We start from the raw sequence: 12,947 nt of genomic DNA on the forward strand, positions 1-12,947 counted from the left end.
GTCAGGTGTCGAGCTCGGTGCTGTGCGGCGGGGGCTTGGCCTCCTCGCCGGTCTCCCCGTCGGTGCCGTGGTAGCTCGGGTGGTCGGTGGTGCGCGGGTCGTCGTCGCCGGCCGCCTCGACGTCCTCGGGGACGAGCGGGGTCTCGTGCAGCACGTTCTCCCGCGCCTGGTCGCGGTCGGTGCCCGGAACCTCGGTCATGGGTCCTCCTCGCGGATCGGGTGCTGCCTCCCCTACCCCGTCACCCGCCGGGCAGGCGCGGGTTCGCCACCGGTGAACGCGCGGCCCGCAGGACGTCGGCGGTGCGCTCGTCGGCGGGCAGGAACGCCTCCACCGACAGCTCCGCGGCGGTGAGGTCGACGGCGGTGCCGAAGGTGGTCACCGTGCTGAGCAGGGAGAGCACCTCCCCGCCGGCGCGCACCCGCAGCGGCACCGCGATCCCGTCGGGCGTCGAGCGGTCGGTGCCGCCGGGCAGCGCGGACAGCTCGCGGTGCAGCGCGGCCAGCCCGGGGTCGCCGGTCAGGTGGGCCTCGCGGCCCAGGCGGTGCAGCACGTGCGCCCGCCACTGCGGCAGGTTCGCGATCCGCGGCGCGAGCCCCTCGGGGTGCAGGCTCAGCCGCAGCACGTTGGCCGGGGGCTCGAGCAGGTGCGGGGCGACGCCGTCGAGGAACAGCGCCACGCTCGAGTTCGCCGTGACCAGCTCCCAGGACCGGTCGACCACCAGCGCGGGGTGGGGCTCGTACGCGGTCAGCACCAGGTCGAGGGCGCGGGTGACCGCGGCCATGTCCGGGGAGCCGAGGGCGCGCCGGCCGTAGGCGGGGGCGAAACCGGCGGCCAGCAGCAGCTCGTTGCGCTCCCGCAGCGGCACCTCGAGTCGCTCGGCCAGTCGCAGCAGCATCTCCCGGCTCGGCCGCGACCGGCCGGTCTCGAGGAAGCTCAGGTGCCGCGCGGAGACGCCGGCGTCGAGGGCCAGGTCCAGCTGGGAGAGCCGGCGGCGCTGCCGCCAGCCGCGCAGCAGCGCCCCGACGGACGGCGCGGGAGCGGTCACGGTGGCGGTCACGCCGCGGACGCTAGCGACGACGACGTCCGGCGTCGCCTACCTGACGGGTAATCGACGCCCTTCCCCGGCGGCGGCACGGTCGTCGCCATGACCACGACCGCCACCCCCACCCGCCGCCCCCTCGACCTGCTCCGGACGGCGCTGCGCCTCGACGCCGTCGTCACCGGCGCCAACGGCGCCGCATACCTCGCCGCCGCCCCGCTGCTGACCGACCTGCTCGGCGTCCCCCCGGGCGTGCTGCGCGGGCTGGGCGCCTTCCTGCTCGTCTTCGCCGCCGGTGTCGCGCTGGTCGGTGCCCGCCGGCGCGTGCCGACCGGAGCCGTCGAGGTGGTGGTCGGCGCCAACGCGCTGTGGGTGGCCGGCAGCGTCGCCGCCGTCGTCACCGACCGCTTCGACCTCACGGCCGCCGGCACGACCTGGGTGCTGCTCCAGGCCGCCGTCGTCGCCGGCTTCGCCGCCCTGCAGCTCACCGCCCTGCGCACCCGCTGAACCCCATCCCGGACAGGAGAGCCATGACCGCCACGACCGACCTCGCCGACCGCTACCTCGCCGCCTGGAACGAGACCGACCCGGCCGCCCGCCGGGCGCTGGTCGACGCCCTGTTCACCGCGGACGTCCGCTACACCGACCCGCTGGCCGACGTCGAGGGACGCGACGGCCTGGACGGACTGATCGCCGCCGTCCAGGCGCAGTTCCCCGGGTTCGTCTTCCGCCTCGCCGGCCCCGCCGACGCCCACCACGGCCAGCTGCGTTTCACGTGGCACCTCGGGCCCGACGGTGCCGAGGCGCCGGTGACCGGCTTCGACGTCGCCGTCACCGACGGGGACGGCCGCATCCGCACCGTGCTCGGCTTCCTCGACCGCGTGCCGTCGCCGGCCTGACCGTCACACCCCGCACCGGGGCCGTCAACGACGGCTCCGGTGCCACCATCTGCGCCGCCGCGGCGGCGCCACCGGGGCGTCCTCCTCGACGGCGGGCGGCGGAGGTGGGCGGTCCCGCCGCCAGCCCGCCACCAGCGCGTCGACGTCGGCCAGTCCGGGCACCGGCGACCAGCGGCTCTCCTGCGGCCGCCGCCAGAAGGCCTCGACGCGGGCGTTGTAGTCCTCGGCGACGGCGCGGACGGCGGCCTCCGACGGCAGCGCCGCGACGCGGGCGGGCAGGTCGTCGCGTTCCCGGCGCAGCGCCAGCCCGGGCGGCAGCATCTCCGCCGGCGTGATCCCCTCGCGGCGGGCCTTGGCCACCGCCCAGTCGTAGACCGTCTCGTCGGGGTCGAAGGCCGGCAGCGGCCGCCCGGCGCCGCGCAGCCCGGTGAAGTCCCCCCGCTCCTGGGCCTGCCCGATCTGGCGCTCCACCCAGGTCTCGAACGACACCCCGGCCGGCTTCCGCTCGGTCACCCGCTCACCTCCTGCCCCCATCGTCCGCCTCTGCCAGGCTCCCCTGCGATGCTCGGCTGCATGCGGACGACGGGCAGCCGGGAGATCTATCGCAACCCCTGGATCCGGCTGCGCGAGGACACCGTGCAGCGCGCCGACGGGTCGACCGGGGTCTACTCCGTCGTCGAGAAGCCGCACTTCGCGATCGTCCTGGCCGCCGAGCGGGACGGGTTCTGGCTGGTCGAGCAGTTCCGCCACCCGATCGGGCGCCGGGCGTGGGAGTTCCCGCAGGGCACCTGGACCGCGGGTAGCGGAGGCACCCCCGAGGAGCTGGCCCGCGCCGAGCTCGCCGAGGAGACGGGGCTGCGGGCCGAGCGGCTGGAGCACCTGGGCCACCTCGACCTCGCCCCGGGCCTGTCGACGCAGGAGTTCGACGTCTGGCTGGCCACCGGCCTCACGTCCGGCCCGACCGCCCGCGAGGCCACCGAGGCGGACATGGTGACGGCGTTCGTGCCGGAGACCGAGCTGCGGACGATGATCGCAGAGGGCCGGTTCACCGACGGCCCCTCGCTCGCCGCCTACGCCCTGCTCCTCCTCCGGGGCCACCAGCGCGCGGCGGCACCGGTCAGGCGGTGCGGAGGGAGCGCAGGGCCGGGGTGACCCGCGCCAGCTCGTCGAGCACCGCCTTGCCGCCGCCCTCGAGCTCGGCGTTGGGCACGAACTCGCCGTCCGCGTCGAGGAACTGGGCGAAGAACGGCACCGACACCGCCTCGGGCACCGTGTGCACCCGCAGCGCCCCGAGCACCGGCTTGAGCGCCACGGACGCGCGCAGGCCCGCCGAGACGCCGCCGTAGGTGACCAGCCCGGCCGGCTTGTCCGCCCACTCGACGGCGAGGTAGTCCAGCGCGTTCTTCAGCGCGGCGGGGAAGGAGTGGTTGTACTCGGGCGTCACGAAGACGAACGCGTCGGCGCGGGAGACCGTCGCGCTCCAGTCCCGGGTGTGCTGGTGGGTGTAGTCCTGCAGCCGCGGGTGGTGCGGCTCGTCGAACACCGGCAGGCCCACCTCGGCGAGGTCGACGAGCTCGACGTCGAAGGCGCCGTGGGCCTCGGCCAGGCGCTGCACCCAGCGGGCGACGGCGATGCCGCGGCGGCCGGGGCGGGTGCTGGCGGCGACCACCTGCACGACGGGACGGGACACGGGGGCTCCTCGGGACGGCGGCGGACTCGTCGACGGACAACGGTTGCCTGCACCAACCGCTTCCGGCACGGGGCGTGACGTCCACCGCAGCCCGTGACCCGATCGTGCCTGGACACCGCCGTCCCGCTCGTGCCCGGCTCCGCGACCGTCGCGGAGCGTCGCGACGTGCCCTGAAGGGGTGAGCCGGCAGCTCAGGGGCCTGCGCCGGCGCCGGACAGGCCCGACGCTGACCGGGTGCCGCTCTCCGTCCCCGGTCTGCCGGGCCTGCCGCCGGACCTGGCCGGGCCGGTGGCGGTGGAGCTGGCCAAGCCCGTCCGGGACCTGCCGACGACGACCGCGCTGCCCGGCGGCTGCCGCTACGAGCCCAAGTGGGACGGCTACCGGCTCGTCGTCGTCCGCGACGCCACCGGCACCCGGCTGTGGTCCAAGCAGGGCCGCGACCTCACCGACCGCTTCCCCGACCTCGCCGCGGCGGCCCTCGCGCAGGTCCCCGCCGGCACGGTCCTCGACGGCGAGGTGGTCGTCTGGGGCGGCGAGCGGCTCGACTTCGGCCTGCTGCAGCGGCGGCTGGTCACCCCGCCGTCGCGGATGGCCGCGCTGGCCGCCGCGCACCCGGCCTCCTACGTCGCCTTCGACCTGCTCGCCTCCGGCGGGACCGACCAGCGCCGCCGCCCGCTGCGGGCCCGCCGCGCGGCGCTCGAGGAGCTCGCGCAGCGGTGGGCGCCGCCGATGCAGCTCTCGCCGGTGACCGCCGATCCCGCCGAGGCCCGCCGGTGGGCCGCCGACCTGCGCCCGCTGGGCATCGAGGGGCTGGTCGCCAAGGGCGCGGCCACCCGCTACGCCGGGGGCCGCCGCGAGTGGCTCAAGGTGAAGTCGTGGGAGACCACGGAGGTGCTCGCCGGCGGCGTCATCGGCCCGCTGGAGCGTCCCTCCCAGCTCGTCGCCGGCCGCCACCGCGACGGCGAGCTCGTCGTCGTCGGCCGGACCGCACCGCTCTCCCCCGCGCAGGCCGCGGAGCTCGCCGCCGTCCTCTCCCCCGCCGGCCCCGACCACCCGTGGCCCGACCGGATCGGCACCGGCCGCTTCGGCGGCGGTCGGCTGTCGGTCCCCCTCACCCGGGTCGACCCGGTGACCGTGGTGGAGGTCAGCGCCGACGCCGCCCTCACCGCCGGGGTGTTCCGGCACCCGCTGCGCTTCGTGCGGGTGCGCTCGGACCTGCACCCGGAGGACGTCCCGCCGGCGGGCTAGGGCCGCTGCGGCAACCGCCCGAGCGTCACCAGGAAGCGGCGCAGCAGCCCCGCCAGCTCCGCGAGCTCGTCGTCGCTGAGCCCGGCCAGCAGCCGGCGCTCGGTGTCGAGGTGGTCGGGGAGCGCCGCGTCGAGCGCCTGCCGGCCCGCCGGGGTCAGCGTGACGACGACGGCCCGCCCGTCGGCCTCGCTGCGCGTGCGGGTGATCAGCCCGCGCTCCTCGAGGCGGTCCAGCCGCTGGGTGATGGCGCCGGAGGTCACCAGGGCGGTGCGCATGAGCGCGGTGGGCGTCAGCTGGTAGGGCTCCCCCGCCCGGCGCAGGGCCGCCAGCACGTCGAAGGACGGCGCGTCGAGGCCGTGCCGGGCGAAGGTGGCCCGCTGGGCGAGGTGCACCTCGCGCTGCAGCTGGGTGATCCGGCCGATGACCCCCATCGGCGAGCAGTCCAGGTCGGGCCGCTCGCGGGCCCACTGCTCGAGGATGAGGTCCACGGCATCCTCCACCCCGGTACCTCAGCAGTGAGAGATCGCGGACGTCAAGCCGCGCCGCGCCCGGCCTCCGCGCGGTGCAGGGTGGTGGCCAGCCGCACGGTGAGGCCGCCGGTGGTGCCGGGGAGCAGGTCGACGGAGTCCCACAGCTTGCGGGCCAGCCACAGTCCCATGCCGCCCGCGCCGAGGTCGTCGCCGTGCGCGGGGACGAAGCCGGCGAGCGGGTCGTCGAAGCCGGCACCGGAGTCGGTGATCGTGCAGACCACCGAGGTGTCGTCGGCCCACACCCGCGCCGAGACCGGCGGCCGGCCGTGGCGGAAGGCGTTGGCGGCCACCTCGCTGGCGGCCAGGTGCAGGTCGGCGCACTGATCGGCGTCGCGGACGACGGCGGTCAGCACCCGCCGCAGGTCCCTGCGCAGCGCGGGCAGCGCCGCGACGCCGTCGACGGCGAACACCGGCTCGCCCGCCTCCACCGGCTCACGGACGACGGCGAGCTCGCGCAGGCACCGGTCGGGCCGGCGGTACTCGGAGCTGGCCACCCGCAGCCCGCCCATCAGCAGCTCCGGGTGCGCCAGCCGCGCCGTCTCGAGCGCCTCGGCGGGCAGCCGCTGCCGGTCGTAGAGGCAGAGCAGGGTCAGTGGGGCGGTGGCGGCGAGCTCGTTGACCGCTGCCTCGTAGCGGCGCACCTCGCGCCAGCGCCGGGGGTCGGCGTCGTACCGGGGCTCCGCGGCGACCCGCAGCCGCCCCGACCCGCTGCCCGCGGCGCGCTCGAGCAGGCGCCGCACGGCGGCCACCGCGTCGGGCGCCCGCGCGCCGATCAGGCAGATGCGAGGGTCCTCCTCGACGACGGCGCGGCCGTGGAGACCGAGGGTCCGGCGGACGGCGTCGGCGGTGTCCGGCGAGCCGGCGAACACCGGCAGGTCCCCGGCACGCACCCCCTCCTCGAGGAACGCCGCGGCGACCTCGACGGCCTCACCGGCGGAGCGCACGAGGGCGGCGGTGTGGACCAGGCCACCGGCCGCGGGGTGCCCTGCAGGCGTTCCGCGCCCAGGCTCCGCCCACGTGGCGGAGGTTCCTGCCCGTTGGTCCACTGGCCCCTCGACAGCCTCCGGCCCGGACTGCTCCGGCCCATTCCTCCCGATTGTGGGCCACGCACCCCCGGCACCGCTCGGTGGGTGCCCGTGGCCTCCTCCTCCGGGAGGGGGTCGGCCCGCCGCGGAGGCGCTCAGCCGGCCGGGACGACGACCCCGCCGAGCGCCAGGACGCGCGCCGGGGCGCTGCCCGCGCGGGTGCGGACGTCGAGCGCGGCGCGGCGCGCGGCGGCCGCGTCGCGCAGCTCGAGCACCAGCCCGACGCCGGCGCTGGCCAGGTAGGTCACCGGCCGCAGGTCGAGCACGACCCGCTGCCCGGCCGCGAGCTCCTCCAGCTCCTCCAGCGCCCCCAGCGCCTGCGCCCGCAGCCCGCCGGTGGTGGCGAGGTCGACCTCGCCACGCACCTCCAGCCGCAGCTCGCCGGGCTCCCGGTGCACGGTCAGCCGCGCGGGCTCGCCGGCGGCGACACCGGTCCGCACGCGGACCCGGTGGCCGTCGGGTCCCGGCCCGGCGGGGACGAACCGGAAGCGCACCGTCGTCCCGGAGCCGGCGACGCCGTCGCCGTCGGGGGTGCGGGCCACCTCGACGTCGGTGGCCAGCGCCGAGATCAGCTCCAGGCCGCGGCCGCGGTGGCCCCGGTCGGCCGGCGCCGGGCGCCAGACGCCCTCGTCGCGGACGCAGACGTCGACGCTGCCGTCGGCGGCCCGCTCGAGGCGGTACTCGCAGCGGCCCTCGCCGCCGTTGCCGGCGTAGGCGTGCTCGACGGCGTTGGCCAGCGCCTCGCCGAGGGCCAGCTGCAGGTCGTCGACGCTGTCCTCGGGCAGTCCCGCGTCGGCCGCCCACGCCGAGACGGCCCGCCGGACGCCGCGCAGCCGGGCAGGGTCGGCCGGGAGCCGCTCGTGCAGCGGCGGGGGCGTCACCCGGACGGCGATCACCGCGACGTCGTCGGGCAGGGCGTTCTCGTCGAGCACCTCGGCCAGCAGGTCGCGGGTCAGCCGGTCCGGAGCGGACGGGGCCAGCCGCTCGGCGGCGCGGGCGACCCGCTGCAGGCCGGCGTCCAGCGGCTCGCCGCGGCGCTCCACCAGGCCGTCGGTGTAGAGCAGCAGCGTGGTCCCGGGCGCGACCGCGGCGCGGCTCCCGGTGTAGGGCGGCCGGTCGGGGACGCCGAGCACCGTGCCGACGCCGTCGTCGAGGAAGGTGACGCCGTCCGCGCCGAGCAGCATCGGCGGCGGGTGCCCGGCCAGGGCGTAGTCCACGGTGCCGGCCCGCCAGTCCAGCACCAGGCAGGCCGCGGTCGAGGCCAGCGCCCCCGGCAGCCGCGAGGCGAACCGGTCCAGCAGCTCCAGTGCCTGCGCGGGCGGGCAACCCTGCAGCAGCGCAGCCGACAGCGCGCTGCGCAGCTGCCCCATGACGGCGGCCGCGGAGGGCCCCTGGCCGACGACGTCGCCGACGGCGATCCCCACCCGGCCCTCGCCGAGCTCCACGACGTCGTACCAGTCACCGCCGGCGGAGGTGCCCGCGGCGCCGGGCAGGTACTGCGCGGCCAGGGCCAGCCGCTCCAGCTGCGGCAGCCGCTGGGGCAGCAGGCTCAGCTGCAGCGTCTGGGCGATGCCCTGCTCGGCGCGGTACAGGCGCGCCCGGTCGAGCGCCTGGGCGCTCTGCTCGACGATCGCCAGCAGCATGCTGCGCTCGGCCGGCCCGAAGGTGCGCGGGTGCGGGAACCCGGCACCGACGACGCCCACCACGCGGCCGGCCACCAGCAGCGGCAGCGCCACGGTGGAGGCCAGCCCGAAGCGGGACAGCGTCTCGGCCTGCCCGCCCTCGAGGCCGCCGTCCCGGCCGGGCCAGTCCGCCAGCCGCTCCACCCACAGCGGCCGGCGCTCGACCACCGCGCGGGTCACCGCCAGCGGCGCCGACAGCGGCAGCTCCGCGAAGTGCCGGCGGCCCTCGGGGTCGTCGCCGGTGAGCGCCAGCAGCCGCAGCCCGCGGCCGGTGTCGTCGAGCTCGTAGACGCCGGCCCGGCAGTCGTCGCCGACCAGGGTGACCAGGTGGCCGGCGGTGGCGCGGGCCACCTCCTCGGGCGTGGTGGCCGCCGACAGCTCGGCGGTCGCCCGCTGCAGCAGCCGCAGCCGCCGGGCGGCGGCCCGCTCGTCGGCGAGCAGCAGCGCGTTGTCCAGCGCCAGGGCGGCGCGGGCGGCGATGTCCTCGACGAGGGCGCGGTCGTCCTCGTGGAACGGCGGGGCGTCGTCGCCGCGGCCCAGCGCCAGCACCGCGCGGACCTGCCCGCGCACCGACAGCGGGACGAGCAGCGCCGAGCGCAGGTCGAGCCGGACGCCGCCGTCGCCGGGGCCCGACAGGTGCCGGCGCAGCACCGACGCACCGCTGGTGAGCACCGCCAGGCCGAGGCCGCCGTGGGCGTCGAGGCCGGCGAGCAGGTCGCGGTTGCCGCCGTCGACCCCCGCCCACCCGGCGTAGCGCAGCCGGCCGTCCTCGCCGACCACCCGGACGGTGCAGGAGTCGGCCAGCCGCCGGTCGACCACCAGCCGGGCCAGCGCGGCCAGCTGCGCGTCGGTCTCGGTCTCCCGGTCCAGCGCCGTGCCGACCTCGGCGAGCAGGGTCTGCCGCTCGGTCTCCTGGTAGCGGGCGTTGATGTCGGTGCAGCTGCCCACCCAGCCGCCCGGGCCGCCGCTGCCCCCGATCGGCACGGCCCGCTCGAGCAGCCAGTGGAAGGCGCCGTCGGCCCGGCGCAGCCGGAACTCGACCTCCCACCCCTCGCCGCGCGCGGTCGCCTCGGTGACGGCGGCGACGTAGCGCTCGTGGTCCCGCGGGTGCAGCCCCTCGCGCCAGCCGTCGCCGCGCTCGGCGGAGACCGGACGGCCGGTGAAGCCGGTCCAGGCGGCGTTGAGGAACAGCCGCCGGCCCTCGGCGTCGGCGACCCAGATGAGCGCCGGGGCGAGGTCGGCCATCGCGGTGAACCGCTCCTCGGCCTCCCGGCGGGCGCGGCCCAGCTGCAGGTGGGCGTCGACGCGGGCCAGCAGCTCCTGCGCCGAGAACGGCTTGACCAGGTAGTCGTCGGCACCGGCGGCCAGCCCCTCGACGGCGGCCTCCTGGCCGGCCCGGGCCGACAGCAGCACGACCGGGACCCGGGAGGTGCGCGCGTCGGCCCGCAGGGCGCCGAGCAGCTGCAGGCCGTCGAGGCCCGGCATCATCACGTCGCTGACGATCAGGTCCGGCGGGTCGGCCAGCGCCGCCTCGAGCGCCGCGCGGCCGTCGGAGACCGCCTGCACCTCGTGCGCCGGGGCCAGCAGGCGACCGACGTAGTCGCGCATGTCGGCGTTGTCGTCGGCGACCAGGACCCGGCCGGCGCGGGCCCCTGCCGCCGGGGGCGGGGGCTCCTCGCCGGACCCCGGCAGCCAGCGCAGCGCCTCGGTCACGAACGGCGTCGCCGAGGCCGAGACCGCCGGTGCCTCCGGCGCCGGAGGGGCGAGCCGGTCGGCGGGCAGGTGCGCGGAGCCCAGCGGCAGGGCGACGGTGAAGGTGGTGCCGACGTCGGGGGCGCTGTCGACCGCGACGTCGCCGCCGTGCAGCCCGACCAGCTCGCGCACCATCGCCAGGCCGATGCCGCTGCCCTCGCCGGAGCGGGCGCGGGCGCCGGAGACGCGGGTGAACCGCTCGAACAGCCGCGGCAGCTCGGCCGCGGGGATGCCGGTGCCGGTGTCGGCGACGGTGAGCACGGCGCGGCCGTCGGCCTCCCGCAGCCGGACGGTGATGCCCCCGGTGAAGGTGAACTTCAGCGCGTTGGACAGCAGGTTGAGGACGACCTTCTCCCACATGTCCCGGTCGATGTGCACCGGCTCGGGCAGCGGCGGGCAGTCGACGGTCAGGGTGAGGCCGGCGCGCTCGACCGCCGAGCGGAAGACGCTGGCCAGCTCGCCGGTGACCGCGGACAGGTCGACCGGCTCGAACCGCGCGTCGATGCGGCCGGCCTGCAGGCGGGAGAAGTCGAGCAGGGTGTTGACCAGCTTCTGCAGGCGCAGGGCGTTGCGCTCGACCACCTCGAGCTCCTGCGCCACCCGGGGGTCGGCGGCGGCCACCGTCGAGGCCCGCAGCTCCGCGACCGGGCCCATGATCAGCGTCAGCGGGGTCCGGAACTCGTGGCTGACGTTGCTGAAGAAGTCGGTCTTGGCGCGGTCGAGCTCGGCGAGGGCCTCCGCGCGGCGCCGCTCGGCCTCGTAGCTGCCGGCGTTGGCCAGGCCCGAGGCGATCTGGTTGGCGACCAGCTCGAGGAAGCCGCGGTAGGCGTCGTCGAGCCGCCGGTGCGGGTTGAGACCGACGACGAGGAAGCCGGCCACCGCCGCGCTGCCCGAGGCCGGGGCCGACGCGATCGGCACCAGCAGAGCCTCCTCGGGCGGGCGGTGCCAGGCGCCGGTCGGCAGGTCGGCGAAGCGGGTGCCCAGGTCGCCGACCAGCGCCTCCTCGCCGGCGCGCAGCCGGCCCACCGGCCACACCGGGTCGGCCGCCCCGGCGGGGAGGAGCACCGGCGCCGCCTGGTCGCCCGGCTCCAGGCCGGTCGTCGTCCCCAGCCGCGCGGAGCCGTCCTCCTCGACCAGGTAGGTGGCGCTGAAGGGCAGGTCGGCGGGGTTGCGGGCGAGCTGCGCGCGGACGGCGGCCATCACGTCGGCCTCGGTGCGGGTCGCGGCCACCGCCGTCGCGAGGTCGCGCAGGGAGGCCATGCGCCGCTCGGCGAGCACCCGGTCGGTGTTCTCGGTGACGACGCACAGCATCCCGGCGGTGCGGCCGTCGTCGTCGGCGACCGGGCTGTAGGAGAAGGTGTGGTAGGTCTCCTCCGGGTAGCCGCTGCGCTCGAGGAAGAGCAGCAGGTCCTCGTCCCAGGTGGCCACGCCGGTCGCGAGCACCGACTCGATCCGCGGGCCGATGTCGTCCCAGATCTCCGACCACATCTCCCGGGCCGGCCGGCCCAGGGCCCACGGGTGCTTCCCCTGCAGCGTGTCCCGCTGGTAGGCGTCGTTGTAGAAGGCGGTCAGCTCCGGGCCGTAGGCGGCCCACATGGAGAAGCGCGAGGTCAGGACGATCCGGACCAGGTTGCGCAGCGCGGTCGGCCACCGCTCGGGAGGGCCGACGGGGGTGCCGCCCCAGTCCCGGGCGGCCATCTCCCGGCCGACCTCACCGCCACCGGTGAAGAGCGAGCCGGGCGCGTCCCGTGTCACCGCGCCACCACGCCCGCAGCCTAGGCGCTGGCGGTCGGGGCCGCGTGGCTGCGCCCGGAGAGCGCGTCGAGGGTCACCCGGTCGAGTCCGGTCGCGGTGGTGACCTCGGCGTCGTCGAGCGCGCCGCAGTCCAGCCCGCGCAGCACCACGCCGGCCAGGGCGCGCGCGGTGGCCGGCTCGTCGAGGACACCGGCGTCGGCCCGCTCGACGTAGGCCGACAGCCGCGCCGCGGCCGCCGGCAGGGCGCCGCGGAAGAACGCGCAGGTCGCCAGGTGGCGGGTGACCAGCTGCGCCGGGTGCAGGTCCCAGCCCTGGTAGAAGCCGCGCTCGAGCGCCCGGCGGACCAGTCCGGCGTGCACCCGCCAGCCGGCGTGCACCTGCTCGCGCGGGCCGACCGGGAGGACGTTGGTGGAGCCGTCGACCGCCCGGGCGCCGGTGCCCGCGACGGCGACCTGCACCAGCTGCTTGGCGAGGTCGAGCGCGGGGTGGTCGGAGGACTGGTGCGCCGCGGCGATGCCCAGGGCGGCGCTGTAGTCGTAGGTGCCGTGGTGCAGGCCGGTCAGCCGCGGGCCGGCCGCGTGCACCATGCGGGCGAGGGTCACCGCGCCGTCGTCGCCGAGCACCGCCTGCGGGGTCTCCACCTGCAGCTCGAGGTCGAGCGCGACGCCGTGCGCGGCCTCCAGCGCGTCGAGCACGGGGAGGAAGGCGCGCACCTGCTCGACGGCGGTCACCTTCGGGAGGGTGACAGTGGCGCGGGCCCCGGCGGGCAGGCCGCCGAGGAAGAGGTCGAGGGAGCGCACGCCGCGGCGCCGGGTCGGCCCCTCCAGCGACTTCGCCCGGATGCCGACCGACGGCGGCGCGCCGCCCGAGGCCAGGTCGGCGGCCACCGCCTCCGCCGCGCGCACGACGTCGCCGTCCTCGGCGTCGGGCCGGCCGCGGTAGCCGTCCTCGGCGTCGACCCGCAGGTCCTCGACCGGCTCGGCGGCGAGCTTGGCGCGCACCCGGGGCAGCACCTCGTCGAGCAGCGCCGCCGGGTACCCGAGGTCGGGCAGGCCGTGCTCGTCGAGCGCGGCCAGCGCCGCGGCGCCCCACGCGGCGGCCAGGCCCGGGACGACGGCGTCGGCCGGGACGTAGCAGGTGTGCACCGGCTGCCGGCCGGGCCGCTCGCCCGGGTACGCGGCGGCGCGGGCGGCGTCGACCGGGGCGAGCCGCCGGTCGAGCTCGGCGTAGACGCTCTCGCTCAGGGTCACGCGTTCACTCCGATGG

General features: G+C 77.6%; 12 protein-coding genes. 4 read left to right on the forward strand and 8 right to left on the reverse strand.

Translation table 11 applies throughout. The features are described from left to right. Position 1: 1 nt before the first annotated feature. Together ACI8AD_RS16170 and ACI8AD_RS16175 are read right to left on the reverse strand one after the other, a co-directional pair. On the reverse strand, positions 2-199 hold the full coding sequence (locus ACI8AD_RS16170; RefSeq protein ID WP_456871540.1) for a hypothetical protein: 198 nt from the start codon (positions 197-199) through the stop codon (positions 2-4). Between the two features lie 40 nt (positions 200-239). Next, complete coding sequence (locus ACI8AD_RS16175; RefSeq protein WP_456871541.1) at positions 240-1,058, reverse strand: helix-turn-helix domain-containing protein; 819 nt, start codon at positions 1,056-1,058, stop codon at positions 240-242. Between the two features lie 87 nt (positions 1,059-1,145). On the opposite strand from ACI8AD_RS16175, the gene ACI8AD_RS16180 reads away from it, so the two are divergent. Together ACI8AD_RS16180 and ACI8AD_RS16185 are read left to right on the forward strand one after the other, a co-directional pair. After that, entirely contained in the window at positions 1,146-1,547 is a 402-nt protein-coding gene (locus ACI8AD_RS16180) for a hypothetical protein (protein WP_456871542.1), read from the forward strand. Positions 1,548-1,570: 23 nt separating this feature from the next. Continuing rightward, positions 1,571-1,939: a nuclear transport factor 2 family protein gene (locus ACI8AD_RS16185; RefSeq protein WP_456871543.1), complete on the forward strand. Its 369-nt coding sequence runs from the start codon at positions 1,571-1,573 to the stop codon at positions 1,937-1,939. Positions 1,940-1,963: 24 nt separating this feature from the next. Here ACI8AD_RS16185 and ACI8AD_RS16190 read toward each other — a convergent pair whose 3' ends face one another. Next, positions 1,964-2,452, reverse strand: a complete 489-nt coding sequence (locus tag ACI8AD_RS16190) for a DnaJ family domain-containing protein (protein WP_456871544.1) — start codon at positions 2,450-2,452, stop codon at positions 1,964-1,966. 60 nt (positions 2,453-2,512) lie between these two features. Between ACI8AD_RS16190 and ACI8AD_RS16195 the strand changes: the two genes are divergently transcribed. After that, positions 2,513-3,091, forward strand: coding sequence for an NUDIX domain-containing protein (locus ACI8AD_RS16195; protein WP_456871545.1), 579 nt, complete (start codon positions 2,513-2,515; stop codon positions 3,089-3,091). Here ACI8AD_RS16195 and ACI8AD_RS16200 read toward each other — a convergent pair. Continuing rightward, on the reverse strand, positions 3,057-3,629 hold the full coding sequence (locus ACI8AD_RS16200) for an NADPH-dependent FMN reductase (protein WP_456871546.1): 573 nt from the start codon (positions 3,627-3,629) through the stop codon (positions 3,057-3,059). The two genes, ACI8AD_RS16195 and ACI8AD_RS16200, sit on opposite strands and share 35 nt — an antisense overlap. A gap of 234 nt (positions 3,630-3,863) precedes the next feature. On the opposite strand from ACI8AD_RS16200, the gene ACI8AD_RS16205 reads away from it, so the two are divergent. Then, positions 3,864-4,877: an ATP-dependent DNA ligase gene (locus ACI8AD_RS16205; RefSeq protein ID WP_456871547.1), complete on the forward strand. Its 1,014-nt coding sequence runs from the start codon at positions 3,864-3,866 to the stop codon at positions 4,875-4,877. Here ACI8AD_RS16205 and ACI8AD_RS16210 read toward each other — a convergent pair. From ACI8AD_RS16210 to ACI8AD_RS16225, 4 genes are all read right to left on the reverse strand, one after another. Beyond that, positions 4,874-5,365 (reverse strand): MarR family winged helix-turn-helix transcriptional regulator, encoded by a 492-nt coding sequence (locus ACI8AD_RS16210; protein ID WP_456871548.1) that lies wholly within the window; start codon positions 5,363-5,365, stop codon positions 4,874-4,876. The genes ACI8AD_RS16205 and ACI8AD_RS16210 overlap by 4 nt on opposite strands. A gap of 44 nt (positions 5,366-5,409) precedes the next feature. After that, positions 5,410-6,453 carry an anti-sigma factor RsbA family regulatory protein gene (locus ACI8AD_RS16215; RefSeq protein ID WP_456871549.1) on the reverse strand — a complete coding sequence of 348 codons (1,044 nt, stop codon included), beginning with the start codon at positions 6,451-6,453 and terminating at the stop codon, positions 5,410-5,412. A 134-nt stretch (positions 6,454-6,587) separates the two neighbouring features. Continuing rightward, the gene (locus ACI8AD_RS16220) at positions 6,588-11,681 is read right to left on the reverse strand and encodes a SpoIIE family protein phosphatase (protein ID WP_456871550.1); all 5,094 of its coding nucleotides are present in this window, start codon (positions 11,679-11,681) and stop codon (positions 6,588-6,590) included. A gap of 20 nt (positions 11,682-11,701) precedes the next feature. Beyond that, entirely contained in the window at positions 11,702-12,931 is a 1,230-nt protein-coding gene (locus tag ACI8AD_RS16225; RefSeq protein ID WP_456871551.1) for a DUF6986 family protein, read from the reverse strand. Positions 12,932-12,947 lie beyond the last annotated feature (16 nt).

It is taken from the genome of Geodermatophilus sp. SYSU D00766 (genome assembly GCF_054049915.1).

Bases quoted from the DNA above. Each gene is read 5' to 3' on its own strand.
- ACI8AD_RS16170 (WP_456871540.1), bottom strand. From the start codon at position 199: ATGACCGAGGTTCCGGGCACCGACCGCGACCAGGCGCGGGAGAACGTG.
- ACI8AD_RS16180 (WP_456871542.1), top strand. From the start codon at position 1,146: ATGACCACGACCGCCACCCCCACCCGCCGCCCCCTCGACCTGCTCCGG.
- ACI8AD_RS16185 (WP_456871543.1), top strand. From the start codon at position 1,571: ATGACCGCCACGACCGACCTCGCCGACCGCTACCTCGCCGCCTGGAAC.
- ACI8AD_RS16195 (WP_456871545.1), top strand. From the start codon at position 2,513: ATGCGGACGACGGGCAGCCGGGAGATCTATCGCAACCCCTGGATCCGG.